This is a genomic window from Polynucleobacter sphagniphilus, assembly GCF_001953355.1.
Lineage (GTDB): Bacteria > Pseudomonadota > Gammaproteobacteria > Burkholderiales > Burkholderiaceae > Polynucleobacter > Polynucleobacter sphagniphilus.
On the sequence record NZ_MPIY01000003.1, the window covers coordinates 236,164 to 261,633 of the forward strand.

At 46.5% G+C, this 25,470-nt stretch carries 32 protein-coding genes and 1 tRNA gene; 15 read left to right on the top strand and 18 right to left on the bottom strand.

Annotation, left to right across the window (positions count from 1 at the left end; all coding sequences use genetic code 11):
• The first annotated feature begins 8 nt into the window (after window positions 1-8).
• From BOQ04_RS04850 to BOQ04_RS04860, 3 genes are read left to right on the top strand one after another with little or no spacing between them, the layout of a single operon-like run.
• Complete coding sequence (locus BOQ04_RS04850) at window positions 9-599, top strand: cytochrome c oxidase assembly protein (protein ID WP_076023635.1); 591 nt, start codon at window positions 9-11, stop codon at window positions 597-599.
• On the top strand, window positions 596-790 hold the full coding sequence (locus BOQ04_RS04855; protein ID WP_076023636.1) for a DUF2970 domain-containing protein: 195 nt from the start codon (window positions 596-598) through the stop codon (window positions 788-790). The genes BOQ04_RS04850 and BOQ04_RS04855 overlap by 4 nt, the downstream gene beginning before the upstream one ends.
• 29 nt (window positions 791-819) lie before the next feature.
• The gene (locus BOQ04_RS04860; RefSeq protein WP_076023637.1) at window positions 820-1,674 is read left to right on the top strand and encodes a cytochrome c oxidase subunit 3; all 855 of its coding nucleotides are present in this window, start codon (window positions 820-822) and stop codon (window positions 1,672-1,674) included.
• A gap of 64 nt (window positions 1,675-1,738) precedes the next feature.
• Here BOQ04_RS04860 and BOQ04_RS04865 read toward each other — a convergent pair whose 3' ends face one another.
• Window positions 1,739-1,951 (bottom strand): twin transmembrane helix small protein, encoded by a 213-nt coding sequence (locus BOQ04_RS04865; protein ID WP_076023638.1) that lies wholly within the window; start codon window positions 1,949-1,951, stop codon window positions 1,739-1,741.
• A 12-nt stretch (window positions 1,952-1,963) separates the two neighbouring features.
• Between BOQ04_RS04865 and BOQ04_RS04870 the strand changes: the two genes are divergently transcribed.
• The 5 genes from BOQ04_RS04870 to BOQ04_RS04890 are packed head-to-tail and all read left to right on the top strand — an operon-like array spanning window position 1,964 to window position 5,996.
• Entirely contained in the window at window positions 1,964-2,740 is a 777-nt protein-coding gene (locus BOQ04_RS04870) for an SURF1 family protein (RefSeq protein ID WP_076023639.1), read from the top strand.
• Complete coding sequence (locus BOQ04_RS04875; protein WP_076023640.1) at window positions 2,733-3,392, top strand: hypothetical protein; 660 nt, start codon at window positions 2,733-2,735, stop codon at window positions 3,390-3,392. The genes BOQ04_RS04870 and BOQ04_RS04875 overlap by 8 nt, the downstream gene beginning before the upstream one ends.
• Complete coding sequence (locus BOQ04_RS04880) at window positions 3,389-4,483, top strand: COX15/CtaA family protein (protein ID WP_076023641.1); 1,095 nt, start codon at window positions 3,389-3,391, stop codon at window positions 4,481-4,483. Before BOQ04_RS04875 ends, BOQ04_RS04880 begins: the two co-directional genes overlap by 4 nt.
• Before the next feature lie 9 nt (window positions 4,484-4,492).
• On the top strand, window positions 4,493-5,386 hold the full coding sequence (cyoE, locus tag BOQ04_RS04885) for a heme o synthase (protein WP_076023642.1): 894 nt from the start codon (window positions 4,493-4,495) through the stop codon (window positions 5,384-5,386).
• Window positions 5,387-5,393: 7 nt separating this feature from the next.
• The gene (locus tag BOQ04_RS04890) at window positions 5,394-5,996 is read left to right on the top strand and encodes an SCO family protein (protein WP_076023643.1); all 603 of its coding nucleotides are present in this window, start codon (window positions 5,394-5,396) and stop codon (window positions 5,994-5,996) included.
• 4 nt (window positions 5,997-6,000) lie between these two features.
• Here the strand turns inward: BOQ04_RS04890 and rpoH are convergent, their stop codons facing one another.
• Entirely contained in the window at window positions 6,001-6,942 is a 942-nt protein-coding gene (rpoH, locus tag BOQ04_RS04895) for an RNA polymerase sigma factor RpoH (RefSeq protein WP_076023644.1), read from the bottom strand.
• Window positions 6,943-7,032: 90 nt separating this feature from the next.
• Window positions 7,033-7,923 (bottom strand): signal recognition particle-docking protein FtsY, encoded by an 891-nt coding sequence (gene ftsY / locus BOQ04_RS04900; protein ID WP_076023645.1) that lies wholly within the window; start codon window positions 7,921-7,923, stop codon window positions 7,033-7,035.
• A gap of 52 nt (window positions 7,924-7,975) precedes the next feature.
• Here ftsY and BOQ04_RS04905 point away from each other — a divergent pair, with 52 nt between their 5' ends.
• The 5 genes from BOQ04_RS04905 to BOQ04_RS04925 are packed head-to-tail and all read left to right on the top strand — an operon-like array spanning window position 7,976 to window position 12,162.
• Entirely contained in the window at window positions 7,976-9,367 is a 1,392-nt protein-coding gene (locus BOQ04_RS04905; protein WP_233126649.1) for a M16 family metallopeptidase, read from the top strand.
• Complete coding sequence (locus tag BOQ04_RS04910) at window positions 9,364-10,710, top strand: M16 family metallopeptidase (RefSeq protein WP_076023646.1); 1,347 nt, start codon at window positions 9,364-9,366, stop codon at window positions 10,708-10,710. The genes BOQ04_RS04905 and BOQ04_RS04910 overlap by 4 nt, the downstream gene beginning before the upstream one ends.
• A gap of 32 nt (window positions 10,711-10,742) precedes the next feature.
• On the top strand, window positions 10,743-11,333 hold the full coding sequence (gene rsmD / locus BOQ04_RS04915; protein ID WP_083657516.1) for a 16S rRNA (guanine(966)-N(2))-methyltransferase RsmD: 591 nt from the start codon (window positions 10,743-10,745) through the stop codon (window positions 11,331-11,333).
• A gap of 36 nt (window positions 11,334-11,369) precedes the next feature.
• On the top strand, window positions 11,370-11,864 hold the full coding sequence (coaD, locus tag BOQ04_RS04920) for a pantetheine-phosphate adenylyltransferase (RefSeq protein WP_076023648.1): 495 nt from the start codon (window positions 11,370-11,372) through the stop codon (window positions 11,862-11,864).
• A 28-nt stretch (window positions 11,865-11,892) separates the two neighbouring features.
• Window positions 11,893-12,162 (top strand): YfhL family 4Fe-4S dicluster ferredoxin, encoded by a 270-nt coding sequence (locus BOQ04_RS04925; RefSeq protein WP_076023649.1) that lies wholly within the window; start codon window positions 11,893-11,895, stop codon window positions 12,160-12,162.
• Here BOQ04_RS04925 and pth read toward each other — a convergent pair.
• The 6 genes from pth to BOQ04_RS04955 all read right to left on the bottom strand — a co-directional run bounded on the left by pth (window position 12,159) and on the right by BOQ04_RS04955 (window position 17,084).
• The gene (pth, locus tag BOQ04_RS04930; RefSeq protein ID WP_076023650.1) at window positions 12,159-12,749 is read right to left on the bottom strand and encodes an aminoacyl-tRNA hydrolase; all 591 of its coding nucleotides are present in this window, start codon (window positions 12,747-12,749) and stop codon (window positions 12,159-12,161) included. The two genes, BOQ04_RS04925 and pth, sit on opposite strands and share 4 nt — an antisense overlap.
• Window positions 12,750-12,843: 94 nt before the next feature.
• Window positions 12,844-13,476: a 50S ribosomal protein L25/general stress protein Ctc gene (locus tag BOQ04_RS04935; RefSeq protein WP_076023651.1), complete on the bottom strand. Its 633-nt coding sequence runs from the start codon at window positions 13,474-13,476 to the stop codon at window positions 12,844-12,846.
• Window positions 13,477-13,612: 136 nt separating this feature from the next.
• Window positions 13,613-14,569, bottom strand: a complete 957-nt coding sequence (locus BOQ04_RS04940; RefSeq protein WP_076023847.1) for a ribose-phosphate pyrophosphokinase — start codon at window positions 14,567-14,569, stop codon at window positions 13,613-13,615.
• A 71-nt stretch (window positions 14,570-14,640) separates the two neighbouring features.
• Window positions 14,641-14,717 (bottom strand) — tRNA-Gln (locus BOQ04_RS04945).
• Between the two features lie 5 nt (window positions 14,718-14,722).
• A complete protein-coding gene (gene ispE, locus BOQ04_RS04950) occupies window positions 14,723-15,607 on the bottom strand; it encodes a 4-(cytidine 5'-diphospho)-2-C-methyl-D-erythritol kinase (protein ID WP_076023652.1) in 885 nt (294 codons plus the stop codon).
• Complete coding sequence (locus BOQ04_RS04955) at window positions 15,600-17,084, bottom strand: lipoprotein insertase outer membrane protein LolB (RefSeq protein WP_076023653.1); 1,485 nt, start codon at window positions 17,082-17,084, stop codon at window positions 15,600-15,602. Before BOQ04_RS04955 ends, ispE begins: the two co-directional genes overlap by 8 nt.
• A gap of 35 nt (window positions 17,085-17,119) precedes the next feature.
• Here BOQ04_RS04955 and mutM point away from each other — a divergent pair, with 35 nt between their 5' ends.
• Together mutM and mutY are read left to right on the top strand one after the other, a co-directional pair.
• On the top strand, window positions 17,120-17,956 hold the full coding sequence (gene mutM / locus BOQ04_RS04960) for a bifunctional DNA-formamidopyrimidine glycosylase/DNA-(apurinic or apyrimidinic site) lyase (protein WP_076023654.1): 837 nt from the start codon (window positions 17,120-17,122) through the stop codon (window positions 17,954-17,956).
• Window positions 17,941-19,074, top strand: a complete 1,134-nt coding sequence (gene mutY, locus BOQ04_RS04965; protein ID WP_076023655.1) for an A/G-specific adenine glycosylase — start codon at window positions 17,941-17,943, stop codon at window positions 19,072-19,074. The genes mutM and mutY overlap by 16 nt, the downstream gene beginning before the upstream one ends.
• Here the strand turns inward: mutY and rapZ are convergent.
• From rapZ to BOQ04_RS05010, 9 genes are all read right to left on the bottom strand, one after another.
• On the bottom strand, window positions 19,028-19,918 hold the full coding sequence (gene rapZ / locus BOQ04_RS04970; protein WP_076023656.1) for an RNase adapter RapZ: 891 nt from the start codon (window positions 19,916-19,918) through the stop codon (window positions 19,028-19,030). The two genes, mutY and rapZ, sit on opposite strands and share 47 nt — an antisense overlap.
• 1 nt (window position 19,919) lies before the next feature.
• Complete coding sequence (gene hprK, locus BOQ04_RS04975; RefSeq protein ID WP_198929292.1) at window positions 19,920-20,894, bottom strand: HPr(Ser) kinase/phosphatase; 975 nt, start codon at window positions 20,892-20,894, stop codon at window positions 19,920-19,922.
• Window positions 20,895-20,902: 8 nt separating this feature from the next.
• Window positions 20,903-21,364, bottom strand: coding sequence for a PTS sugar transporter subunit IIA (locus tag BOQ04_RS04980; protein WP_076023658.1), 462 nt, complete (start codon window positions 21,362-21,364; stop codon window positions 20,903-20,905).
• Between the two features lie 32 nt (window positions 21,365-21,396).
• Window positions 21,397-21,720: a ribosome hibernation-promoting factor, HPF/YfiA family gene (gene hpf / locus BOQ04_RS04985; RefSeq protein WP_076023659.1), complete on the bottom strand. Its 324-nt coding sequence runs from the start codon at window positions 21,718-21,720 to the stop codon at window positions 21,397-21,399.
• A 178-nt stretch (window positions 21,721-21,898) separates the two neighbouring features.
• The gene (gene lptB / locus BOQ04_RS04990; protein WP_076023660.1) at window positions 21,899-22,666 is read right to left on the bottom strand and encodes an LPS export ABC transporter ATP-binding protein; all 768 of its coding nucleotides are present in this window, start codon (window positions 22,664-22,666) and stop codon (window positions 21,899-21,901) included.
• Window positions 22,663-23,217 carry an LptA/OstA family protein gene (locus tag BOQ04_RS04995; RefSeq protein WP_076023661.1) on the bottom strand — a complete coding sequence of 185 codons (555 nt, stop codon included), beginning with the start codon at window positions 23,215-23,217 and terminating at the stop codon, window positions 22,663-22,665. Before BOQ04_RS04995 ends, lptB begins: the two co-directional genes overlap by 4 nt.
• Window positions 23,217-23,858: an LPS export ABC transporter periplasmic protein LptC gene (gene lptC, locus BOQ04_RS05000; RefSeq protein ID WP_076023662.1), complete on the bottom strand. Its 642-nt coding sequence runs from the start codon at window positions 23,856-23,858 to the stop codon at window positions 23,217-23,219. Before lptC ends, BOQ04_RS04995 begins: the two co-directional genes overlap by 1 nt.
• 10 nt (window positions 23,859-23,868) lie before the next feature.
• Window positions 23,869-24,441: a KdsC family phosphatase gene (locus BOQ04_RS05005; RefSeq protein WP_076023663.1), complete on the bottom strand. Its 573-nt coding sequence runs from the start codon at window positions 24,439-24,441 to the stop codon at window positions 23,869-23,871.
• Window positions 24,442-24,469: 28 nt separating this feature from the next.
• Window positions 24,470-25,462 (bottom strand): KpsF/GutQ family sugar-phosphate isomerase, encoded by a 993-nt coding sequence (locus BOQ04_RS05010; protein ID WP_076023664.1) that lies wholly within the window; start codon window positions 25,460-25,462, stop codon window positions 24,470-24,472.
• Window positions 25,463-25,470: the final 8 nt, after the last annotated feature.

Genomic DNA, 25,470 nt, shown 5'->3' on the forward strand with positions numbered 1-25,470 from the left:
AAGTTGATATGGCAGGCCTGCAAACGCTTAATCGTCAAATTTTGCTGAAGCTTTTAATAGTGTCAGTAATGATGTTTGGTTTTGGCTATGCCCTAGTGCCGATGTACAAAGCTTTATGTGAAGTAACTGGTATCAATGTTTTAACGAATAAGAATGACTATGGTGTGCGTGCCTATAGCCCGAATAAGGTTGGCAACACCCAAGTAGATTATTCCCGTGTGATTACGGTTGAGTTTGATTCCAATAGTCGTGGGCCGTTTTCATTTCGCCCACTAAAGAATTTTTTGGAAGTGCATCCTGGTGAAATGATGCAAATTGATTATCAGGTATCCAATAATTTGGATCGTGCTGTGCAGGCTCAGGCCATTCCCAGTTACGCTCCTAAGGTGGCGACCGAGTATTTCACTAAGCTGGAATGTTTTTGTTTTCAGCAGCAAACTTTAGCTGCGCATGAAACAAAGACTATGCCGGTGGTTTTTATTATTGATGCTGGTTTACCGCAAGATGTGAAGACGATTACCTTGTCTTACACATTCTTCGAGGTAGGCGAGGGTCAACATGCAGTACCTGAAGCGCCTAAATCGAAGGTGGCCTCATGAAAAAGAAAAGTTCTTTTTTGCAGTCAATGATTGCTGTGATGTGGGCTTTTTTAGGTGTCCGTAAGAAATCGGGTTTACAAGACGATGTAGCTTCGTTGAGTTTTATCCACATTATTATTGCGGGAGTGCTGGGCGCTTTGATTTTTATGAGTGTGCTCCTCCTGATTGTTAAAGCAGTTGTGTCCCATTGATTATTTTTTGATTGAATAGAGGAAATACGATGTCATCCAATTCAACCCCATACTATTTTGTCCCTGGACTGTCTAAACATCCAGTCGTGACGGCTATTGGCTTAATTGCTTTTGGTTTTGGCATGACTGGCTGGGTAAACCACACAAGCTGGGGCGGTCCTTTGGCGATTGCCGGTGTCGTATGGGTGCTGTTTTCTCTCTACCACTGGTTTGGTGACACGATTGCTGAATCAAATACTGGTAAGAATGGTACAAACGTCGACGTTTCCTATCGCTGGTCGATGGCCTGGTTCATCTTCTCAGAAATTATGTTCTTTGGTGCTTTCTTTGCTGCTTTGTTCTATTCGCGCAATATTGCAATGCCTTGGCTCGGTTCTGTTGAAGGCAAATTACTCTGGCCCAACTTTACAGCGGTATGGCCGAATGCCGGCCCTGCTGGCTTGATCCCTCAGTTTGAGACGATGGGTCCTTGGCCAATCCCAACAATCAATACATTGTTACTTTTAAGCTCTGGTGTGACTGTGACCTATGCACATCATGCATTGCGTGAAAATCACATCAAGCAGGCCATTATTGGTTTGGCTGCAACAGTCAGCTTGGGTTTCATTTTCTTGTGCTTCCAGGGTTTTGAGTACTACCACGCATACCATGAGCTTGGCTTGAAATTAACCTCTGGTATTTATGGCTCCACCTTTTTTATGTTGACTGGTTTCCATGGATTCCACGTATTCTTGGGTGGCTTGATGTTGGCAATTGTTTTGCGTCGCGCAATTCGCGGGGACTTCACTGCTGAGCATCATTTCGCATTTGAGGGTGCGGCTTGGTATTGGCACTTTGTTGACGTAGTCTGGCTTGGTCTTTACATCGCTGTTTACTGGATGTAATGAGAGACAAAAATCGGGGCTTAAAGCCCCGATGTGTTTTATGGCCTTTGCATCCTCAAGCTGTTTACCTGACTCCCACCTGAATACCGGTAGACTCAATGAGCCCAAAGTAGTGAGCAATCCAGATTCCTGCAAATAATGCGATTGATAAGCCGATGCGTAACATCAAAGAATGAATCATTCTTGAGCTACCACCTTTGTCGCGCATCATAAAGAATAGGGCGGAACCAAGACTGCCAACAATCATTAATAATGCTATTGCTATAACCCATTTCATTCTGCGAACCCCTTGAATATATTCACTAGCCTCATCGGCTCTCGTCTAGTCGCTACTGTATCAGCCCTTTTTGTAATTGGGGTGGGTTGCGCTGCAGGGGTCTGGCAACTAGATAGAGCGCACCAAAAGATGGCCTTGTCGCAAAGCATGGCTGAGCATGCCCAATTACCGCCATTGGCTTTAAATGGCCGCTCTTGGACTCTAGAAGAAGTATTACAACGGCGTGTCGTTGCTAAAGGGCATTACTTGCCCAGTCAAACTATTTGGCTCGATAACCGCCCTCGTCCTATACCAGCAGGTGGTGCTAATAGCGCCGCTCAGTCTGGTTTTTTTGTCATGACGCCCTTTCAATTGCAGGGCAGTGATACTGTGTTGTGGGTAAACCGAGGCTGGGCTCCCCGTAACACTGAAAACCGTACAGAATTACCACCTGTCAGCACCCCCGATGGCCTTGTTGTAGTTGAGGGTATTGCTTTGGCAAATCCAGGCAAGGTGTATGACTTGGGTAAAAATGATGGACCTATTGTCAGGCCCCGGATTGAGCAGAATTTAGATTTAGCAAAAGAAGCGAATTTGCACCAGTGGCAACAGCTGCCATTTATATTGCGCGAAACCAATGTAGATGGCTTGGATGGTTTGGCGAGGAGTTGGGCACCCCCAACAACAGGAGTCGAGCGCCATCATGCTTATGCCTTCCAGTGGTTTGCTTTGGCATTGTGTGGCTTTATTTTTTGGCTGGTGACTGGTTTAAAACAATATCGGCAACAAGGTGGTGATCAGAGTGAATGAAAACGAAGTATTAATTCCGGCATCTCAAATGGATCCTTCGGCAATCAATGCACGCACTAAGCGTGGGCGCATACAAATGCTGTTTTTATTATTGGCCTGCGCTGCCCCAGTACTAGCATCTTATTTTGCTTACTATGTATATAAGCCTGAGGGTGGCAAAACGAATTACGGCACGCTGGTTCAGCCTGTCCAAGAAACCAATCCCGCTTGGTTTGCTTTACCTCTTCAAGGTAAGTGGACTTTAGTGGCAGCTCGTCCAGCGGGCGATTGTACGGTGCAGAATACTAAATGCCTTGAAGCATTATTTTTGATGCGCCAATTGCGCGTAGCAATGGGCAGGGAAAGTAATCGCGTACAACTGCTGTGGGTGAATACCGATGGCAAGCAAGTGGACCCAGAAATAGCCCTTGCCTATGATCATGAAACCGCTGGTTTTACTGTTGAAGATCTGCCATCCAACCCAGAACTTAAAGCGCAGTTTATGCAGTGGCTCAATCACGAAGGTGCAGGACAGCAAATCCAGCTGATCGATCCCAGTGGTGCAAAGATGATGTATTTTCCGGTGACTAATTCTCCTAAGGAGTTTGGCAGCATCAAGAAGGATTTAGAGAAGCTCCTGCGCATTAATTACAAGGGCGAAAAATTGCAATGAGCAGCATTGCTTTATTCCTCGAGCTTGCGGTCATTGCAATTGTCTTTGCAGGCCTGCCTTTGACTTATCTGTGGCAAAAGCGCGAGTATGGTTTTTTTGAAAAACTCAATTGGCTCTTAGTCTTCATGACATTTGATCTGATTGTGTTCGGTGCTTTTACACGTCTGAGTGATTCTGGATTGGGTTGTCCTGATTGGCCAGGTTGCTATGGCACCTCTAATCCATGGCACGCTCTGGGAGATATTCAGGAGGCAAATGCCGCTTTTCCGACGGGGCCTGTATCACTTGCAAAAGCATGGATTGAAATGATTCATCGCTACCTAGCAATGACAGTTGGTACATTAATTGTGGTGCAACTGCTTATGGCGTACAGCAAGGTGAAGTCGCTTGGCACTAAACCACTGTATGGCAGTTTGGGTTTATTGCTCTTGGTCTGTATTCAAGGGGCATTTGGTGCATGGACAGTCACGCTGAAATTGCAACCGATTATTGTGAGCACCCATTTGCTCTTAGCAATTGTTTTGCTTGGATGCTTAACTGCTTACGCAAATCAAGCATGCTTTCATAAAACTGCAGAACCAGCCAATCAAGAGCGCTTGCCAGCTAAGTTACTCGCTGCTGCCTTTGGAGTACTTGGCGTGCAAATTTTCTTAGGTGCCTGGGTCAGTACAAATTATGCCGTGCTGGCTTGTCCTGATTTTCCGACTTGCTTAGGAGCATTTTGGCCTGAAACACAGTGGCAAGAAGGTTTTACGCTGTGGCGACACTTAGGCCTCACCGCAGGAGGTGAGTATCTCTCTCCGACTGCATTACAGACTATTCATTGGGCGCATCGTCTTTTTGCGGTGCTCGTTTTGCTTGTGCTGACCACTTTGTTTTTCGTTGCACGTCAGTTACCCCAGTTAAAGTCCTTATCCAAATTGCTGTTGGGGCTTTTAATTCTCCAGGTAATTACAGGAATTTCTAATGTGGTCTTTCAGTGGCCATTGTTGGCGGCTTTAATGCATACCGGCGGCGCAGCCGCTTTAGTGTTTTGTTTAGTACGAATGAGTTATTGGGCGAGCTGGAAATCCCCGATTCAATTAAGATAGAAGACCATCATGAGTAGCCCTAATTCCACCGCCGTAGTCCCGATGCCTCGTTGGCGACAATATTGGGTCTTAACAAAGCCTCGGGTCACTCAGTTAGCCGTTTTTTGTGCTGTGATTGGGATGTTTCTTGCCACCCCTGGCATGGTCCCATACCCAATTTTGCTTGGCGGGATTGTTGGTATATGGCTATTGGCAGGCGCTGCTTTTGCAATGAATTGTCTAATTGAGCAGGCAGTTGATGCAAAAATGAAGCGAACATCTTGGAGGCCTTCTGCTACAGGTGAGCTAAAGCCTATTCATATTGTGATTTTCTCGATCATTTTGGGCTCCCTTGGAATGGTCATTTTGTGGAACTTCACCAATCCCTTAACGATGTGGCTGACTGCTGCAACTTTTGTGGGTTATGCGGTGATTTATACCTGGCTATTAAAACCAGCGACTCCGCAAAATATTGTCATTGGTGGATTGTCTGGGGCAATGCCACCAGCCCTAGGTTGGGCCGCAGTTACTAATAGCCTGTCTGCTGAAGCATGGCTCTTGGTGTTAATTATTTTTGTATGGACGCCCCCACATTTTTGGGCCTTAGCTTTGTATCGTCGTGATGACTACGCACAGTCCGGATTGCCAATGCTACCCGTCACGCATGGTGAGCGCTTTACACTACTCAATATTTTGCTTTACACCCTGATTTTGATTGCAGCCACCTTACTTCCATACATCTATGGGATGAGTGGCTTGGTCTATCTGATTGCAGCCGTGCTTTTGGGTTTCATCTTCCTGACTTATGTCATTGCCTTATTTATCTCTTATAGCGATGCCTTGGCAAAGAGGACCTTCCGTTTTTCTATCACTTATTTATCACTCTTATTTGCAGCCCTGTTGATAGATCACTATTTCATTTAAGAAAATAATGAGAAATCCACTCTATCGCCTTGGATCGTTAATCGCCGCCTCTATTTTGGGGCTTGCCCTATTGGGCTGCAGCCCAAAAGCCAGTTTTACGAATGTGGATATCACTGGAAGTACCGCATTTGGTAAAGAATTTAGCTTGCTAGATCCGGATGATAAGACCAGAACATTGGAAGATTTCAAAGGCAAAGTGGTAGTAATGTTTTTTGGTTATACCCAGTGCCCCGATGTCTGTCCAACTACTTTGACAGAGATGGAGCAAGCAATGAACTTGCTAGGGCCCCAATCAAATCAGGTACAAGTTCTTTTTGTGACAGTCGATCCACAGCGAGATACGGCAGCGATACTAAAACAGTATGTACCGGCTTTTGATCCGCGTTTTCTGGGTCTACGACCAGCGGATGATGCTGCTTTAGAAAAGGTTACCAAAGACTTTAAGATTTACTACAAGAAAGTGCCCGGATCGAGCCCGGGTTCATATACCATTGATCACACCGCAGGCAGCTATGCTTTTGACCGTAATGGGCAATTGCGATTATTTATCAAGCATGCGCAAGGTCCGCAGACCTTAGCGCAAGACTTGAAAGAGTTGTTGAAACAGTAAAAAATTAAGCGGCTGGTGCTTGTAGCATCGCCCGCATTTTTTTCAGAGCGGACATCTCGATTTGGCGCACGCGTTCGGCAGAGATGCCGTATTCATCAGCTAAATCATGTAATGTTTTTGTGCCATGACCATCGGCATCCATCGCTAACCAGCGAGATTGCACAATATTTCGGCTGCGCTCATCTAATGCCATCAAGGCGTTGTTTAGCTGAGGTCCTTGGAGTGCATCCGTTTGGGCAGCGGCCATCATTTCAGTAGGCTCCTGAGTGCTATCACTGAGCCACTGAATGGGTGCGTAGGCAGCATCTTCGTCGCTATCATCACTGTCCAGTGCAACATCACCGCCAGCCAAGCGCATTTCCATTTCCCTGACATCGGACCCCTTAACGTCGAGGGCTTTTGCAAGCGCCTCAATTTCACCGGGAGTTAATGCGCTGAGAGTCGGTTTATTGCTGCGTAAATTGAAGAACAACTTTCGCTGTGCTTTGGTAGTGGCAACCTTAACGAGGCGCCAGTTTTTGAGAATATATTCATGAATCTCGGCTTTGATCCAATGAATTGCATAAGATACTAAGCGTGCCCCCTGAGTAGGGTCATAGCGCTTCACAGCCTTCATCAAGCCTACATTACCTTCTTGTATGAGGTCGGCGTGTGGAATACCATACCCAAGATACTGGCGGGCAACGGAGACGACTAAACGTAGGTGTGATAACACCAAGGTTTTAGCGGCATCCACATTTTCAGTGCGACGAAATTCCTGCGCAAGATGGAGTTCTTCAGCAGCACTGAGCATGGGGACGCGATTAACATAATTAATGTAGGCATCGAGTGTGCCAATCCCGAGGGATGGCAACATTGGAAAAGCAAGCGAACCACCAGCAGTCTGCGCTGCTGGCAATGTTTGCCTGGCTTGCAATAGCGGTTTATCAGCTTTCTTTTGAACCATTTTTTTGAATTTTTTAAGTGTGAATAAGTTCCATTTTAGCACTCCTGTTAAGAGACTGCTAATGCTTTTTTACTTTTGCAAGCAACTGATTTAATTGAATAATTCTGCTGAATATTGCTCGGCAGTGAAGGGGACTAGGTCGTCAATTCCCTCACCTTTTCCAAGGGCCAGAATGGCTGGTTTTGGGCCGTCTTTCAGAGTATGGGCAAGGGCGCAGATTACCCCCCCTTTTGCAGTGCCATCGAGCTTAGTCACGATGATTCCGGTAAGACCAAGGGCTGCATGAAATGCCTTGACTTGGCTCAAACCATTTTGTCCAGTGTTTCCATCTAGAACGAGTAAGGTCTGGTGTGGTGCCCCGGGTAGGGCTTTGCCGATGACGCGCTTGACCTTCTTAAGCTCTTCCATCAGGTGGTCTTGCGTTGCCAGACGTCCGGCCGTATCAATAATGAGAATATCGCTTTTGCGTGAGATGGCCGAATGGATGGCGTCATGCGCCACTGCCGCTGCGTCACCACCTTCTTGAGTGATGACATCAACCTGGTTGCGCCCACCCCACTCTTGCAATTGATTGCGTGCCGCAGCACGGAAGGTATCGCCAGCGGCCAATAGGACTGATTTACCCTGCGACTGAAAGAGTCGACATAACTTGCCGATGGTGGTTGTCTTGCCTGCCCCATTCACGCCAATTACCAGCCAAACTTCAGGGCTACCTATTAAGGTATGGGTATATAAGGGGTTGGGTGAGGGCTCTATGGCGCCAAGTAATGCGGCGACCTCTTGGATGAGAAGTTGTTGTAAGTCTTCAGGGGTAGATGCCTTTTCTGACTTTGCTGCTTTACGCAGCTTAATCATCAATTGCTCAGTGGTGGGTAGTCCCACATCACTTTGGATGAGTGTCTCTTCGAGAGTCTCAAACCAAGCTTCGTCAGTTTGGTTGGATTTAAATAGAGAACCGAGGGTTTTACGTAGGCCGAACATAATCGATACAATTTAAAAGATGCATCTTATCAATTTAATTTTTGGAGATACAGTGATCTTACAGATGCGCAGCGTTTTACCGCGGCTTTCTTTGCTTTTCTTGCTCTGTATGCCTTTATTGGCATGCGCTGAAGCAAATCAGACTGCTGATACCCATGAGTACCAACTCTCGAATGGCCTCAAACTCATTGTGAGGGAGGACCATCGCGCTCCTACTGTGGCACATATGGTTTGGTATCGCGCAGGATCAATTGATGAAACCAATGGTCGCACTGGCGTAGCCCATGTCCTTGAGCATATGATGTTTAAGGGTACCGATCAAGTAAAAGCCGGTGAATTCTCCCGCTTAGTTGCTGCCGTGGGAGGGCGCGAGAATGCCTTTACCAATCGTGATTACACCGCCTTCTTTCAGCAGGTTGAAAAATCAAAATTAAACGATGTGATGAAGCTAGAAGCCGACCGTATGTCTAATCTCAATTTTGATGATGCAGAATATGCCAAAGAAATTCAGGTGATCATGGAAGAGCGGCGCTTACGCACCGAAGATAATCCAGCTAGCCTATTAAATGAATCCTTGATGGCAACCGCTTTTATGAGTTCGCCTTATCGTCATCCTGTGATTGGTTGGATGAATGATTTGCAAAATATGAAAGCAGTTGATGCGCGTAACTGGTATCAGAGTTGGTATGCGCCTAATAATGCAGTCGTTGTGATTAGCGGGGATGTTGATCCAGAGCAAACCTTGCGTATGGTCGAGAAATATTATGGCCCTGCTCAGGCACGTGAATTACCGGTTCGCAAACCACAAATTGAGCCACCTCAAAAGGGTATCAAGCAGGTAGAAGTGAAAGCACCTGCTGATAGTTTGCAGCTTGCAATGGCCTGGAAGGTTCCTCGTTTAGAGCCTGGCAAGTTAGATGATGTTGAGCCTTATGCCCTTGAATTACTTGCCGGAGTGCTGGATGGTTATGACAACGCCCGCTTAGATCGAATCTTGGTGAAGCAAGAGCGTGTGGTCAACGATATCAATGTCAGTTATGACATGATTTCTCGTGGGCCAGAATTATTTACGATCAGTGCGCGCGTGGCAAAAGGAAAAACGATTGCACAATCGCAAGCCGCTATTCGCGGGGTCTTGAATGAATTAATGGCAAAAGGTATTTTGGATTCCGAGTTAAAGCGGATTCAGGTCCACCTGCTTTCCGATCAAATTTATAAACGGGATTCCATCTTTGGTCAGGCAATGGAAATTGGCAGTATCGAAATGGCTGGATTCTCATGGCGTGATATCGACACAATTTTGGAAAAAATGCAAACCATCACACCCGAACAAGTTCAAGCGGTAGCAAAAAAATATTTAGTGGATAGCGGCTTGACGATTGCAGTGTTGGATCCTCAAGTTCGTAATACTGCGGATGTCTCGAGTAAGGGAGCTACAAAATGAAGCCCCCTTTCTCCGTTAAACAAGCATTTGTTTTTGGGATATTCCTGTTTATTGCTTGGATACACAGTGCATATGCCATCTTGCCCATAGAGCAATTGCCCGCAGTAAATGGTGCGAAAGCTTTTTTAGTTCAAACCAAGGCCTTGCCGATGGTGGATATTGAGGTCAGCATTGATGCAGGCGATCGCTATGATCCAAAGGGTAAGAGTGGCTTAGCCTCGATGACTGCGGAGCTGATGAGTTATGGTGTGCGTGGCGAACAGCACGGATTATCTGAGGCGCAAATTGCTGATGAGATTGCTGATTTAGGTGCAAATATTGCTACCTCAGTGAGTGGTGAGCGTGCAACTTTACGTATTCGCAGCTTAAGTAGAAAAGATTTGCGCGATAGGGCAGTGCAATTAGCGGCTGATATGTTAAGTACCCCGATCTATGATGCAAAAATATTGGCGCGGGAAAAACAGCGTTCTATTACTGGTTTACTCGAAGCAGAAACTAAACCGGATTTTGTACTGGAGCGTCAATTTAGCAAATTGATTTATGGTGACTATCCATTAGCAAATTCGCCCTCGGTTAAATCGATTGCCGCGATTGAGGCCAATGATTTAGTGCGGTTTCATAAACAGTTTTATCGTGGTGAGCGCATGATTGTCAGCATTGTTGGCGATGTGAGCCCTGTAGAAGCTAATGAGGTAGTGCATACCTTGCTCAAAAGAATTCCACCATCAGGGCCAGCGATTCCAGCCCTACCCGCTTTTGCGCGCTCACCTGTAGAGCCATTAGCAGATCGTGAGGTAGATATTCCCTTTGATTCGCAGCAAGCGCATATTGCCATGGGAATGACAGCGATTACTCGCAATAATCCCGATTTCTTCCCGCTCTTGGTGGGTAATTATGTTTTAGGCGGGGGCGGTTTCGTCTCGCGCTTAATGACTGAGGTCCGTGAAAAACGCGGGCTTGCCTATAGTGTCTTCAGTTATTTTGCACCCGGTAAAGATGTGGGTATTTTTCAAGCGGGATTGCAAACAAAGAGTGATCAAGCTTCCTTGGCGCTTGATGTTATGAGTTCAACCATGGCAAAGTTTATTGAGGATGGACCCACCCAATCTGAATTGCTCGCAGCCAAAGCAAATTTGATTAATGGTTATCCGCTGCGCATTGATAACAATCGCAAATTATTGGATACGGTTTCCTCGATTGTTTGGAATGGTCTGCCCTTAGATACGATGGAGACATGGACACAGCAAGTCAATGCCGTTAGCCTTGAGCAGGTTAATGCTGCTTTCCAGAAATACCTTGCGATGGATCGCATGAAAATTGTTGTACTGGGAGCATCCAAATAAATAAGCCTACTAAGGGAACTTCTAAGGGTGTTTTGCAGCCTCCAAAGAAAGTGCGCATTATTGGTGGGATTTGGCGTAGTCGCTTATTATCCGTCATAGACGTGCCTGGATTGCGCCCTAGTACAGATCGTATTCGAGAGACCTTATTTAATTGGTTGGGGCAGGACTTAAGTGGCTTACGCTGCCTCGATTTATTTGCGGGTACTGGCGCTCTCGGTTTTGAGGCAGGATCTCGGCAAGCAGCTTCCGTTGTCTTATTGGAGAAGGATAAGAAGGCCTTTAGTAATTTGCAGGCGAATCTGGCTTTATTGCAATCCTCAGCCGTGCCTGGCACTGTTGAAATACTGCATCGGGATAGTTTTGAGTTTTTGAAAACACAAGGCGATTCCAGCTGCAATTTGATCTTTATCGATCCCCCATTTCAGGATGGGGTGTTACTTGATCGGGCCGTCATTGAGGCGGGTCGGGTTTGTGATGATGCTGCGGGGGGCGGTATTTATGTTGAGTTTCCTGCAAATCGCCCTAGAGGCGATATAGAAGCCTTACTTCCAGGGTGGCATTGTGGAAAGTACTTAGAGGCAGGGCAGGTAAAAGCCTGTCTATTTCGCAGAATAAGGGACTAAACTCTTGCCTGTAGCTGATAAAGCCTTAGGAGAATTATGACTGTCGCTGTATATCCAGGAACGTTTGACCCTTTTACTCGTGGACATGAGGACTTAGTTCGTCGTGCATCGAGTATTTTTGGCGAGCTGATTGTGGGTGTTGCTGACAGTCGCAGCAAAAAACCCTTCTTTACCTTAGAAGAGCGGATTGAAATTGCGAAGGAAGTCTTGGGTCACTATTCCAATGTGAAGATTGTTGGTTTTACCGGCCTACTGAAAGATTTTGCACGTGAACACAATGCACGTGTGATCGTGCGTGGACTCAGAGCAGTATCTGACTTTGAATACGAATTCCAAATGGCAGGTATGAATCGTTACCTATTGCCGGATGTGGAGACATTGTTTCTCACGCCATCTGATCAGTATCAATTTATTTCCGGCACCTTTGTGCGTGAGATTGCCTCCATGGGTGGAGATGTGAGTAAGTTTGTTTTCCCGTCTGTTGAAAAATGGTTGGTGAACAAGGTTGCCGATAGCAATTCAAAGAAATAATTCTTTAAAAAGACACAAGAATCTCAATATGGCTTTAATGATCACAGACGAATGCATCAACTGCGATGTATGCGAGCCAGAATGTCCGAATGACGCCATTTACATGGGCCTAGAGATTTATGAAATAGATCCAGATAAATGTACTGAGTGTGTTGGTCACTACGACGTACCGCAGTGCCGCCAGGTTTGCCCTGTCGATTGCATACCATTTAGCCCGAATCATGTTGAGACTAAAGAGCAATTAATGGCTAAATACGAAGTATTAATTGCAGCAACACGCGCTAAAGCACGTACTTAATTTTTCGAGTGTAGTTCCAACATCGCAGTTTGGGTGTCACCCTTGAGAAATAAGGACAAAATCTGTAAGCCATTTTCGATGCTTTGATCAATGCGCTTTTGTTCCTCTTGTAGGGGCCTTCTGAGAACATAATCTGCCACGTCCATAGGCCTGCCATCGCCAGCAAGATCACGCGGATGACCAATACCTAGGCGTAAACGCCAATAATCAGGCGTTCCTAGGTGTGCCTGAATGTCTTTTAAGCCATTGTGGCCCCCGGTACCTCCCCCCAGCTTCAGGCGAGCTGTGCCAGGCTTGAGGTCAAGCTCATCTTGAACGACTAAAACATCCTTGGGCAAAATTTTATGGAAGCGGCACATTGCTCCAACTGCTTGCCCACTTAAGTTCATATAAGTGCTTGGTTTGAGTAAGAAGATATCTTCAGCTGCCGATTTGGCCTTGGCCGCCTTGCCAGAAAAGCGTTTTTCCGTCTCAAAGCGGGTGCCTAATTGTTTTGCGAGGGCGTCTACAAACCAGAAGCCCGCATTATGGCGGTCCTCTTCGTGTTCATCTCCTGGATTGCCTAAGCCAACAATTAATTTAGTCATAATTTGAGTGTAAGAATAAAAGCATTTCTACAAAAAAGAAAACCCGCGAGTAGCGGGTCTTCTCATTGAAGCAATTGCCTTTAAAGCATCAGGCTTATTTTTTTGCTTCAGCGGCTGGTGCAGCAGCAGCTGCTGCAGGAGCGGCTTCAGCGTCAGCAGCTTTAACAGATGGGATACGTGCGTTAACGAGCACTGGATTCTCTTGCTCAACGTGCAATACCAAAGTCACACCTTTAGGTAATACAACATCTTTAGCGTGGATTGCATGACCCACTTCGATTTTGCCCAAATCTACTTCAATGAATTCTGGCAAATCAGCTGGCAAGCAAGAAACTTCCAATTCGTTCGTAATGTGGCTTAGTGCTGCACCTTGCAATTTAACCGCATCAGATGCGTCTGCATTGGTGAAGTGCAATGGAACACGCATATGAACTTTCTCAGATGCGGAAACACGCTGGAAGTCGATATGCAGTACCAATGGCTTAAATGGATGCATTTGATAATCGCGCAACAACACTTTCTGCGCTTTGCCATCGATCTCAAGATCAAGAATAGATGAGTGAAATGCTTCTTTGCGAAGAGCATGGAATAGCGCATTGTGATCCAACTCAATTGCGAGTGCTGGGTCATTGCTACCGTAAATGATTCCTGGAGTTTTTCCAGAGTTGCGCAGACGGCGGCTCGCACCCGTTCCCTGTACGCTTCTATTAAAGGCTACTACTTTCATATTGAATTCCCAAAATTAAGGTTAATTTCCGTTCGCGACCAAACAGAAAAGCCTTTGATTATAGCGTGGGATTGGATGCTTTTGCCTAAAAAGGCTGGAAAAATACCAAAAAAGGGCTTAATTACTTGTTTTTGGCTTATTCGGCAAACATCGACATCACGGAGTCACCTTTGCTGATGCGGGAAAGCGTTTCAGCGAGGATGGGAGCAACGCTCAGTTGGCGAATCTTACTTACTTTGATTGCTTCCGGAGTCAGGGGAATGGTGTCGGTAACAACCAGTTCATCCAATTGCGAGGCAGCAATTCGAGCAACTGCCCCACCGGAAAGAACGGCATGGGTACAGTAGGCAGTTACACCCTTGGCACCACGCTCTTTCAGGGCTTCAGCAGCCTTGCAGAGCGTACCGCCAGTATCAATAATGTCATCCATGATGACGCAATGGCGTCCTTCTACTTCACCAATTAAGTGCATTACTTCTGAAACGTTTGCTTTTGGGCGACGTTTATCAATAATGGCCAAATCGGTGCCCAATTGTTTAGCCATGGCGCGAGCGCGAACAACACCGCCAATATCTGGCGAAACAATGATTAAATCTTTTTGGGTCTTTTGGGCCTGCAGGTCAGCCAGCAATACGGGAGACGCGTAGATGTTATCAACAGGGATGTCGAAGAAGCCCTGAATTTGGTCCGCATGGAGGTCCATTGTTAATACGCGCTCGACACCAGCGACTGACTGGAGCATGTTCGCAACAATTCGTGCTGAGATGGCAACCCGTGCTGAACGAGGACGGCGATCTTGTCTTGCGTAACCGAAGTAAGGAATCACTGCGGTTATGCGGCTTGCAGATGCTCGTTTCAGGGCATCAATCATGATCATTAATTCCATCAAACTGTCGTTCGTTGGCGCACAGGTTGATTGAATTACCACCACATTTTTACCGCGCACGTTTTCTTGAATTTCTACCTGAATCTCGCCATCGGAGAAGCGGCCGACGAATGCTTTCCCCATGGGGAGGTCGAGCTCTTTAGCAACGGCTTGGGCCAAAACAGGATTTGCATTGCCTGTAAATAGAGTCAATTGGTCAGCATTCATTGTGGCGGACATAGGATATTTGGTATTTTGGTGATATTGAATGGGTGATGTATGTTTGTTTCTACAGTATTTGGCAGGGGAAGAAGGATTCGAACCTTCGCATGCTGGAATCAAAATCCAGTGCCTTAACCAGCTTGGCGATTCCCCTACAGCTTACTCTGAAGAAATCAAATTGTAAGCGGGATTTTTATTTAGCCCCCTAACAATTCGACCTACCCATCCTTTTGGAAGATTTTGCAAAAGATTTTCTAGTTTGGCAGTATCTGCATGAGGTTCAAGAACCGCAAATACGCTACTGCCAGAACCGGACATACGAGGCCTTGAATTTGGCATCACCTCAGCAATCCAATCTAATGCTTGCTTCACTTCAGGATTCATCCACATCGCTACTGCCTGACAATCATTTGACTGAAATGACATTGGCTCTGCAAGAAAGCCATCTATTGTAATCGGAGCGTGGTCTCGGGTCAAATCACTGTCTTTAAAAATGTCTGCAGTAACAATCCCCTGTTTTGGAAAAATCACTAAAAAGTCCTTTGTTTCCAAGGAAATACCCGAAATCTGCTCACCAATCCCCTCGACAAAAGCATTTTGTCCAAAAATGAAAAAAGGTACATCAGCCCCCAGTTTGAGCCCTAACTCGCTCAACGTGGGAATATCGAGATTCAATTTCCATAGGTAATTAAGACCAATTAAGGTGGAGGCTGCGTCTGATGAGCCGCCACCTAAGCCTGCTCCCATCGGAATTTCCTTTTTAAGGGCAATTTCTACGCCACCATCAACCTGACCAAGCTCCATTAAAAGGTGGGCTGCGCGAACTACTAAGTCTTCCTCTGGGGGGACCCCAGGGATTGGGTTAATGCGCCGAATCTCTTTTTCCGGAATCCATTGAAGACTTAGCGTATCGCACCAGTCAATGAGCTGGAAGACAGATTGCAAGAGATGGTAGCCGTCTGGACGGCGACCAATAATATGAAGAAATAGATTGAGCTTGGCAGGGCAGGCAAGCTCAAGTGTCTGCACACTCGGACTACTCATTCGGGTTATCAAATACCAGACGAATATCAATCGATCCGACGTTTGAGCTGCGGCTCATGGTCAGTTTTTCTAAATTGCTCGATTTGCTCCAGGTATATCGCAAAATCCAGCCATCTTGAGTAATTTGACTGACTTGACCTTTTTCATTGCGCTCAATGCTGGCATTGCTTCCGGGCCGCGCTTGTCCTCGCAACCAATCGGAGAGCCCACGTGCGGGCAGCGGCAAGCCCAAGACATTTTGAATCAGGGTATCTGCATCAATTGCAGTGACCACTTCCCCATTGCGTTCGAGGGATGCTTCACTTGGAGTAATCGTAATTTTCGCAAGTGAGCTACCAACGGGGCTACGGATTTCTAAAATATCTTTGAGCTCATCCTGAGTTAAGGTAAATCCACCCGATCCACCTTGATTTTGGCCTTCAGTAAGACCGGTGATTTTTACTGCAAATCGTCCGTCCCAAGATCCTTGCGCAGTTTTATCTGAGATTGACCAGCTTGGTTTTAGGCGCGCTAGGGTTTCCTTTAGTGTGGGATTATTGGCATCGAGCTTTTGCCCTTCACGCCATATATCTTCAGCCTCTGCGGGGCGATTCATGGTCCATAACACTTCGCCAAGATGAGCAGCAATATCAGCCTCAGGTTTTTCCTCAAAAGCTTTTTGTAACTGCGAGAGAGCTAGTGCATTCTTACCAAGTCGAAAATTAACCCATCCGAGACTATCCAAAATAAAAGCATCTTGCGGAGCAATTTCATGCGCTTTGCTGATTAATTTATAAGCCTCTGGCAAATTTTGATTGCGATCTGCCAGTGAGTAACCTAGGGCATTTAAGCTGTTGGCATCGTTTGGATGCTTGCGCAATATTTGACGCAAAGTTTTTTCCATCACATCGGTATGTCCTGATTGCTCAGCAGCCATGGCATAGGCGTAAAGAATCTCGGGATTTTGTGGCTCTGGCTTGAGTGCTGAAACAATTTCATAATAGGCACTCATTCCTTGGGCTTCATTACCTGTTTTTGTAATCAGCTCTTGTAATTGGAAGAGCGTCTGCTCACGCTGGGCTGGCGTCTGATGATTGAGAAGTGCAATGGCAGGGGGTACCGCATCAGACCAGCGTTGATTCAGAATGTAAAGGGTAATCAATGCTTCCTTGGGTTTGACATCGGACGGCTTGGCCAAGCTTTCCCATTCTTGCGCTGCTTGGAGGGCCAACTTGGGCGAGCCGGCGGCTACGGCAATTTCCATGGCGCGTTGTGCAAGACGAGGGTCTTTTAAGTCTTGCGCTAGGTCTAAATAGGTTTTGTACGCCAATCCAGCTTCGCCGCGTTGCAAAGCTATTTCTGAGGCCAGAACTGCAAAGACCCCTTCGCCACTTTCAATGGCATTTGCATAGCTAGGCGCGCAGTAGAGGCTAGCAATCCCAATGGAGGCAGAAAGTATTAAACCCTTAAAAAGGGACTTTTGAAAAAGTTTGCTCATAAGCACATTCTAATCCGCGAATCTACAATCCATCTATGCCAGAACTTCCAGAAGTAGAAGTCACCAAACTCGGAATTGCACCCCATCTCATCGGTAGGGCGCTGACTGCCGTCAAGATATTGGATGGACGCTTGCGCTGGCCCATTCCCAGTAATTTAGGCAAAATTTTGCCAGGACAGACAGTGCATGCAATTGCGCGCCGGGGAAAGTATTTATTGGTAGAAATGGACCAAGGCCATCTTTTGTTGCATTTAGGCATGACTGGAACCCTAAGGGTCTTGGCGAAATCGGATCCCTTGAAAACGCATGATCGCGTTGCCTTTGAGTTTGGTGCGCTGAGTCTGCGTCTACACGATCCCCGAAAATTTGGCGCTGTCTTGTGGCATGCAAAAAAACAAGGTCCGGTTGAGAGTCATCCCTTGCTAAAAAAATTAGGTGTTGAGCCATTCTCTGAGGAATTTTCTGGCGAGAATGGTGTTGCAGTTTTATACGCATGCTCGCGAGGTCGTAGTGTAGCCACCAAGCAATTTTTACTGGCTGGCCAAGCGGTGGTTGGAGTAGGCAATATTTATTGCTCGGAGTCTTTGTTTGAAGCAGGGATTCATCCTGCAAAGCCGGCTGGAAAATTAACACGTCCAGAATGCGCTCGCCTAGCCAAGGCGGTACGGATGATTCTTAAAAAAGCAATTGATGCAGGTGGCAGTACCCTCAATGATTTTGTCAATAGCGAAGGGGAGCCAGGACACTTTACTCTTCAAAGCAAGGTCTATGATCGTAAAAATTTACCATGCAAGATTTGCAAAACACCAATCAAGCAAATAGTTCAGGGGCAGCGCTCAACTTATTTTTGCCCGCAATGTCAAAAGCGTTGATTACCAGTTTCTCCAAGAAGTTAATTGCCTGGCATGGCCTTCATGGGCGCGCAGGTCTACCTTGGCAAAATAATCTTGACCCTTATGCAGTATGGGTATCAGAAATCATGCTGCAACAAACTCAAGTAGCTACAGTGCTAGAGCGCTATCCTCGCTTTATGAAGCGCTTTCCAACGGTGAAGCAATTAGCAGCGGCAAGCATGGATGAAGTTATGGCGGAGTGGGCTGGATTGGGTTATTACTCGCGTGCCAGAAACTTGCACGCCTGTGCTGTTCAAGTAGTCGAGCGGTTTGCAGGAAAGTTCCCAAATGACCCAGTGCTACTGGAGCAATTAAAAGGGATTGGTAGATCTACCGCTGGCGCCATTGCCGCTTTTGCATTTCATGTGCGCGCCCCTATTTTGGATGCGAATGTAAAGCGTGTTCTAGCAAGAATATTTGCAATCGAAGACCCGATTGAAGAAAAAGCTGTCAATGATCGCTTATGGAACTTGGCTGGTGAATTGTTACCCAGCCAGGCAAAGGACATGCCAACCTATACGCAAGCCTTGATGGATTTTGGCGCAACTTGGTGCACTTCTCGTGGGCCTGTTTGTTTGAGCAATAACCATCAATGCCCTTTTTCTAAAGACTGCCAGGCTAATTTAAGCGATCAAGTTCTCATATTGCCCCGTAAACGTATCAAAGCAAAATCCCCGGAATTCAATTGCGACATGCTTTTAATGAGATCTGGCAATTGGGTGTTATTGCAAAAACGTCCTAGCAAAGCCATTTGGGGTGGTTTATGGTCTCTGCCAGAATCAAGTTGGAGTGCTAGAGCTGGTGCAAGAACGAATGATCTGCAGTCTCAAGAATTATTTGCGCTGACCTTGCCTGATTCCCTTGCACCTCAGTCTTTGAAAACAACGGAACCTCTAAAACGCGGTCCTCAAATAAAGCATGTCTTCACGCACAGACGTCTGTGGATGCAAATTTGGGAGCTGTCGGTGGCAAAGCCAATTGAATGGGGTGATGCTGATTTGCAGTGGGTTTCACTGCGTCAGTTAGGTCAATATGGCTTACCCCAGCCAATTAAAGTGCTACTGCAGGGATTGAGTCTAATTCGCGATGGCGTGTAAGGAAATTAATCTGACTGGTCGCCAAGTTTTTTTGCACACTAAAATATTTATTGAGCTGGCCAACTAAGTAAACTGAGCGATGTTGGCCGCCAGTGCATCCGATTGCAACGGTGAGGTAGCTGCGACCATCAGCAATATAGTGGGGCAACCACTTTTCAACAAAGTGAATGATGTCCACTTCCATACTTTGTACTTCCGGTATTTTTTCTAAGAAAGCTTGTACTGGGGCATCATTACCAGTCAAGGGGCGGAGCGCTTTGTCATAGTGAGGGTTCGGTAAGCATCGAACATCAAACACCAAGTCGGCATCGCTTGGCACTCCTTTTTTAAATCCGAAGGATTCAAAAACAACCGTTAGTCCAAGCGGTTTATCTTTTAAGAGGTCTTGTATCCAAGAGCGCAGTGCATGGGCTGGCAAATTGCTGGTATCAATGCTGTGTGCTTGCGCACGTAAAGGCTCTAACAAACTACGTTCTTTATCTATAGCCTCAATTAAGGTGGCAGCCCCAGACTGCTCACTTGTTCCGGAAAGTGGGTGACGTCGCCGAGTTTCTGAAAAGCGTTGAACCAGGGTATTGGTGTCTGCATTTAAGAAGACAATGCGAATCTCGTGTGAACGGCGCAATTGTTCCAGTATGAGAGGAAGGTCTGCGATCGATTCACCTCGCCTGGCATCAATTGCTACAGCAACCCGATCACACTTTTCTTTTTCAAGCGTGCTAATGAGATTTTCAAGCAAGGGAACAGGAAGGTTGTCTACACAATCATAGCCAGCATCCTCAAAAGCCCTGAGTGCCACTGATTTACCTGAGCCCGAGATACCGGTAATCAGATTAATTTGCATATTAGAGCAGGCGACCTTGGGTTTTATTGGAATAGGCATCCGCATTCATCTGCTGTCGCTGACGCTCCATAAATTCTTTAAGCGTATCAATGCCGCGTAATTGCAAAATGGTATTTCTAACGGCAGCCTCAACCAGTACCGCTAAGTTTCGACCCGCTGCCACTTGAATTTTCACAGTACGAATGGGGACGCCCAGAATATCGATATGCTGAGCTTCTAATGGCAGTCTTTCAAATTCACCATCGTTTCTACGAACTAACTGAACGATGAGGCGTAACTTCAATTTGCGGCGTACAGCAGTTTCACCAAAGATGGTGCGAATGTCTAATAAGCCTAAGCCACGCACTTCCAATAAATTGCGCAGAATCACTGGACAGCGCCCTTCTAGATAATCGGGACCCAGTCTTGCAAAATCGACTGCATCATCTGCAACCAAGCCATGACCACGGGAAATCAATTCGAGGCCCAACTCACTTTTACCTAAACCAGACTCGCCCATAATTAAGACGCCTAAACCTAGGATATCCATAAACACACCATGCATGGTTGTTTGGGGTGCGCCAATTTTGGTGAGATAGATGCGAAGGTGGTCAATGACAGTTGCTGCTGAAACTGTCGTCATAAACAAGGGTGTTGAAGAGCGTTGGCAAAATAACTGCAAATCTGGATCTGCTGCTCTGCCATCGGCCACGATGACGCAAGGCGGTGTCTTGGAAATTAAGCTGGAAATTTGCTCTTGTTTTTGTTTGGGATCAAGTGCCGCATGGTAGTCAACCTCTTGTTCGCCGAAAATCTGAATACGGCTGGGGTGAATTAGGTTTAAATGTCCAACCAAGTCTGAGCTGGCTGCGGCTGCTTTAACTGCCTCCGGTGGAAAGGTACGATCTGCACCTTCTAAACCACTAATCCATGAAAGTTTTAATTCTGCGACATTATCGTCAAAGATCTGTTGCGCATTCACACTCTCAAGAAGCAGCAGCTGGGTCATTTACTTGGGCTCCATTGCTGCAGAAGTTCATAGACCTTAGTACGTTCTTTTTCGGAAGCCAGCGTGTTACGCGCACCCGGGTCTGATAGTAATTGCGCAATGGAAGAGAGAATCTCTAGGTGTTGCTGAGTCGCCTTTTCTGGAACCAAGAGGAAAATCAACACTGAAACTGGCTCGCCATCCGGTGCAGCAAATTCAATTGCTTGCGCTAGTTTGATAAAGGCGGCAACGGGATGCTTTAAGCCTTTGACGCGCCCATGGGGAATTGCAACACCAGCACCAAGGGCAGTAGAGCCCAAATCCTCGCGCGCGTTTAAAAAGCCAACTACAGCAGCAGCATCAATACTGCCTTCTTTGGCAAAAAGGTTCCCGGCTGCCGCGAATGCATCAGCCCTGCTTTTTGCAGGGTTATCTAATGCAATGCGGTCCAGGGTAAAAAGATCTGTCAGGGCATTCATGTGAATTGATTATAGGTGTCCTGACCCTTCACTTACTCGAAATGCTTTTCGTGATGGTGATCTTGGATTTTTTCTTTATGTTTTGCAACTTGACGCTCGAGTTTATCTACTACGGCATCCATCGCGTGATAGAGGTCTGCATGATGGGCTTCGGCGAAAAGTTCTTTACCTTTAAGGTGAAGGGTAATTTCAGCGCCTTGCCGTAAATCTTTTTCTTTGGCGTTATCGACGATCAAAATGGCGGAGGCATCTATAACATGGTCAAAGTGCTTACGAATTTTGGATAATCCAGCCTCCAAATGAGTGCGCATAGCGGGTGTAACTTCTACATGTCGGCTATTAATTTTTAAATTCATCAGCAGCTCCTTTGATAGATCAGTGCGCAAAGTACTACTGGGGCGCGCAACATACCCCTGTAATTTAAATGAACAATTTTTGTACTTTTATCTTACGAACCTCCAGCGTATCAGCGATTTGACTGAAATCCAAGAGGGGTTGCTGATTTATTTTTAAGGCAGAAAAAGAGCCTTGGGGCTACATCCTGAAGTTTTCGCCTAAATACACTCTACGCACAGCATCATTTTCAATAATTTCATCGGGCTTGCCCTCAGCTAGAACGCTACCCTCGCTAATGATGTAGGCATGGTCGCAAATACCGAGGGTTTCTCGTACATTGTGATCGGTAATGAGAACGCCAATTTGGCGATCACGTAGAAAGCGTACGATTCTCTGAATCTCACCTACTGCAATGGGGTCGACACCAGCAAAGGGTTCATCCAGCAGGATAAATTTAGGTTGAGATGCGAGTGCCCTAGCAATTTCAACACGGCGCCGCTCACCGCCTGAAAGAGAGAGGGCTGGATTGTTACGTAAGTGCGTAATTTGCAGTTCACCCAAAAGCTCATCTAAGCGATGATTCATTTCTGCCTTAGTGAGGCGCTTACCACCTTGAACTTGAAGCTCTAATACTGCTTGAATATTTTCAGCGACATTGAGCTTACGAAAGACGGAAGCTTCTTGAGGTAAGTATGAAAGACCCATTCTGGCACGCTCATGAATGGGTAGGTGGGTGATATCGACGCCATCAAGAATGATGTTGCCACCATCCAGAGGGACAAGACCCACAATCATATAAAACGAGGTAGTTTTACCGGCACCGTTAGGACCTAGTAAGCCAACAACTTCGCCGCACTTTACTTCTACTGAAACATCGCGTACGACCGTTCTGGAGCCGTAACGCTTTTGAAGATGATGGGCGTTCAGGGTGGCAGGTTGATGGTTACTTGCTAAATCCGCTGTCATTTCTCTAATGTGGCTTTTCGTCTAGGTGAAAGAATGGCTCTTGCTAAAGGCAAGTCATCCGGTTTGGCATCCGCAGGGGGTATCACGTGATAGTACTGCTTCACATCATCGTACTCAATTTTCCAACCCTTTAATTGATCGAGCATTTGCATATTGAGCAAGCGCTTTAAGGTGGCATTGCCAGTGATGATGAGCATTTCTGTTTTAGCGTCATAAATCACTTGATTACCATGGCCCTGCATAAATTCATTGGCAATTCCTTCTTTGCGCTGCCTAAAGGTGGCAATTGCTTCGGGGGTACCTTTCACATCAATGAACTCATAGCCTTCGGGATCTACTTTAATATTGCCATGTTCGCCGGTGACTACAATGCTGCCTTTGATGAGCAGGATCTGTCCATCTAGATCATAAATTTGCTTCACGTCATCGACTGATACTTGGTCGGCTTCCAAAATAATGGGCTTATCTTGATCCGCTTTTTCAGCAAATGCGTAATGAGGCATGCAGATATGCCATCCAATAGCAAGTAGAAGTGCTAGTTTGAGCTTCATTAAGGTGTGCCTCGTGGAAGACGCTCGATACGACCTTTTACTTGCCCAATGAGAACCATACTTTGTTCAACATTATTAAATGTACCGCCATCAGTGGAATTGATCACTGACATCCCTTGTTCTAAGGTAATAGGCTTATCCGTTTGGATGATGTCATCGTTAATCAATACTTTGAAATAAGAGGACTGCGCAAGCAAGCGTAACAGAGCTGGTTGTGTCGCCGTCGCCGCCTGGGGAGGTCGCAAAATCTCCGCATGATCATATAGATCCAGAATAGTCAGATCACCATCCAAATGACCTTTATCTGCTTTGACAGTAACGGGCGGTTTTTCTACCTGAAATAAACGCATGCGAGGTGTTGTGATGTCAATGGTGGCATCATCATCATAGTGAATCACCTTGCTTCCTAAGATGCGGTATTTTGTATTGCCGAGCTCATTGAGAGTAGATAAAGCCCCATTGGTAATGGTGTAGTCAGGCTCATGTAAGCGTACCTGCTCAATGGTCGATTTTTCTGGTGGGGTGCTTTTTTGAACCAGCCAGAAAGTCAGGAGTGTCAAGATTCCCATGATGAGCAGCGGCAGTAGCCGCAATAGCCCACGCAACATGCTCGATTTGAACGCTTCCTGCTTGGTCGGCATCAATACATCCTTAAGCACGAGCCTGATTGAGCAAATTCTCGTAGCGGTTTTGCGCTTTAAGTATCAGATCGCATACTTCGCGAACGGCACTATTGCCGCCAGCTCGGGTAGTCACTAGATGGGCAACTGCTTTGACTGCCTCGTGAGCTTGGGCGGGGCAAATAATGAAACCAGCTCGCTGCATCATTTTGAGGTCAGGCCAGTCATCTCCCATCACAGCACAGTCTGAACGCTTGAGGGATAAATCGCTGAGCAGTTTGTCTAGAGCAATTGCTTTATTTTCAACCCCCACATGAACATGCTGTATACCTAATTCTTGGCAGCGGGCAAGCACTGCTTTTGATTGGCGACCCGTAATGATGGCGGTAGGAATGCCACATTGCTCTAAGAGTTTGATGCCTAAACCATCTTGGATATCAAATGCTTTGAAAGCCTCTTTACCCTCACCATCTAAAAATACTTGTCCGTTAGTCAGGACACCATCCACATCGAGCACCAAGAGTTTGACTTGACCTGCCCGCTCCCATGCTTGCGGGAAATTGCTCAATGGATTGGTTTGGTGTGTATGAAAAGCACTAGGCATGGTTTGTATTTCGAATGTGAAAGCCGAATTAAATTACTTTGGCGGCAAATAAATCATGCAGATTGAGGGCGCCGAGTAAGGTTCCGGCTGCATCTGTCACCACCAAATGGTTGATACGGTGTTTTTCCATCATTTCGATGGCTTCTTCTGCAAGGAGTTCGGGTGGAATGGTGTGGGGGGCAGAAGCTATGGCTGCTTTTAGGGTGAGCCCCTCAAGATTGGTCGTTTTTTCTAGTAGGCGACGCAAATCACCATCAGTAAAAATACCTGCAACATGATTATTTGGATCTAGCGCAACCACCATGCCCATGCGTTTAGCCGTCATCTCCAACAATGCCGCCTGCAAAGTAGTATCTAGATTGATCTTAGGCGTTTCTTCAAAACTGCGCATGACACTTCGCACGTGCATCAATTGTTTGCGTCCTAAGCGACCACCTGGATGGGAGCGCTGAAAATCTTCTGCTTGAAAGCCCCTAGCATCTAATAGGGCTACCGCCAAAGCGTCACCCATAGCGAGGGCAGCCGTAGTGCTAGAGGTGGGCGCCAAATTTAAGGGGCATGCCTCTTTTTCAACGCTAGTATCAAGATGGGCATCAGCTAGCTGGGCTAGTGAAGATCTTGGTGCGCCAGTAAGCGCAATGAATTTAGCCCCCGTGCGTTTGACGATAGGTACGATGGTCAGGAGCTCATCGGTCTCACCGGAATTGGATAGGGCGACAAATACATCATCTCGAGTGACCATGCCTAAGTCACCATGGCTGGCTTCAGCCGGGTGCACAAAAAAGGCTGGTGATCCAGTGGAGGCAAAGGTCGCAGCGATCTTACGGGCAATATGTCCAGATTTACCGATTCCAGAAACTACGATGCGACCTTTACAGGCGTGAAGCAGTTCCACGGCTAGAACCAGGGCATCCGCATTGGGCCCTTCCAGTCGATCGCGCATGGTTTGCAGGGCGCTAGCCTCAATAGTGAGGGTATCGCGTGCAAGCTTTAGGGTTCGTTCACGAGTCTTAGCTATCATCGAGTAAG

What these genes read in the sequence shown, in the direction of transcription:
- BOQ04_RS04925 (WP_076023649.1), top strand. Translation starts at nt 11,893, where the DNA reads ATGGCTTTAATGATCACAGACGAATGCATCAACTGCGATGTATGCGAG.
- cyoE (WP_076023642.1), top strand. Translation starts at nt 4,493, where the DNA reads ATGAGTAGCCCTAATTCCACCGCCGTAGTCCCGATGCCTCGTTGGCGA.
- BOQ04_RS04955 (WP_076023653.1), bottom strand. Translation starts at nt 17,084, where the DNA reads ATGAGCAAACTTTTTCAAAAGTCCCTTTTTAAGGGTTTAATACTTTCT.
- BOQ04_RS04980 (WP_076023658.1), bottom strand. Translation starts at nt 21,364, where the DNA reads ATGAATGCCCTGACAGATCTTTTTACCCTGGACCGCATTGCATTAGAT.
- BOQ04_RS04890 (WP_076023643.1), top strand. Translation starts at nt 5,394, where the DNA reads ATGAGAAATCCACTCTATCGCCTTGGATCGTTAATCGCCGCCTCTATT.
- lptB (WP_076023660.1), bottom strand. Translation starts at nt 22,666, where the DNA reads ATGACAGCGGATTTAGCAAGTAACCATCAACCTGCCACCCTGAACGCC.
- BOQ04_RS04855 (WP_076023636.1), top strand. Translation starts at nt 596, where the DNA reads ATGAAAAAGAAAAGTTCTTTTTTGCAGTCAATGATTGCTGTGATGTGG.
- BOQ04_RS05010 (WP_076023664.1), bottom strand. Translation starts at nt 25,462, where the DNA reads ATGATAGCTAAGACTCGTGAACGAACCCTAAAGCTTGCACGCGATACC.
- mutM (WP_076023654.1), top strand. Translation starts at nt 17,120, where the DNA reads ATGCCAGAACTTCCAGAAGTAGAAGTCACCAAACTCGGAATTGCACCC.
- BOQ04_RS04850 (WP_076023635.1), top strand. Translation starts at nt 9, where the DNA reads ATGGCAGGCCTGCAAACGCTTAATCGTCAAATTTTGCTGAAGCTTTTA.
- BOQ04_RS05005 (WP_076023663.1), bottom strand. Translation starts at nt 24,441, where the DNA reads ATGCCTAGTGCTTTTCATACACACCAAACCAATCCATTGAGCAATTTC.
- BOQ04_RS04880 (WP_076023641.1), top strand. Translation starts at nt 3,389, where the DNA reads ATGAGCAGCATTGCTTTATTCCTCGAGCTTGCGGTCATTGCAATTGTC.
- hpf (WP_076023659.1), bottom strand. Translation starts at nt 21,720, where the DNA reads ATGAATTTAAAAATTAATAGCCGACATGTAGAAGTTACACCCGCTATG.
- mutY (WP_076023655.1), top strand. Translation starts at nt 17,941, where the DNA reads ATGTCAAAAGCGTTGATTACCAGTTTCTCCAAGAAGTTAATTGCCTGG.
- pth (WP_076023650.1), bottom strand. Translation starts at nt 12,749, where the DNA reads ATGACTAAATTAATTGTTGGCTTAGGCAATCCAGGAGATGAACACGAA.
- BOQ04_RS04995 (WP_076023661.1), bottom strand. Translation starts at nt 23,217, where the DNA reads ATGAAGCTCAAACTAGCACTTCTACTTGCTATTGGATGGCATATCTGC.
- BOQ04_RS04910 (WP_076023646.1), top strand. Translation starts at nt 9,364, where the DNA reads ATGAAGCCCCCTTTCTCCGTTAAACAAGCATTTGTTTTTGGGATATTC.
- BOQ04_RS04860 (WP_076023637.1), top strand. Translation starts at nt 820, where the DNA reads ATGTCATCCAATTCAACCCCATACTATTTTGTCCCTGGACTGTCTAAA.
- ftsY (WP_076023645.1), bottom strand. Translation starts at nt 7,923, where the DNA reads ATGTTCGGCCTACGTAAAACCCTCGGTTCTCTATTTAAATCCAACCAA.
- lptC (WP_076023662.1), bottom strand. Translation starts at nt 23,858, where the DNA reads ATGCCGACCAAGCAGGAAGCGTTCAAATCGAGCATGTTGCGTGGGCTA.
- coaD (WP_076023648.1), top strand. Translation starts at nt 11,370, where the DNA reads ATGACTGTCGCTGTATATCCAGGAACGTTTGACCCTTTTACTCGTGGA.
- ispE (WP_076023652.1), bottom strand. Translation starts at nt 15,607, where the DNA reads ATGAGTAGTCCGAGTGTGCAGACACTTGAGCTTGCCTGCCCTGCCAAG.
- BOQ04_RS04935 (WP_076023651.1), bottom strand. Translation starts at nt 13,476, where the DNA reads ATGAAAGTAGTAGCCTTTAATAGAAGCGTACAGGGAACGGGTGCGAGC.
- BOQ04_RS04865 (WP_076023638.1), bottom strand. Translation starts at nt 1,951, where the DNA reads ATGAAATGGGTTATAGCAATAGCATTATTAATGATTGTTGGCAGTCTT.
- rapZ (WP_076023656.1), bottom strand. Translation starts at nt 19,918, where the DNA reads ATGCAAATTAATCTGATTACCGGTATCTCGGGCTCAGGTAAATCAGTG.
- rpoH (WP_076023644.1), bottom strand. Translation starts at nt 6,942, where the DNA reads ATGGTTCAAAAGAAAGCTGATAAACCGCTATTGCAAGCCAGGCAAACA.
- BOQ04_RS04940 (WP_076023847.1), bottom strand. Translation starts at nt 14,569, where the DNA reads ATGAATGCTGACCAATTGACTCTATTTACAGGCAATGCAAATCCTGTT.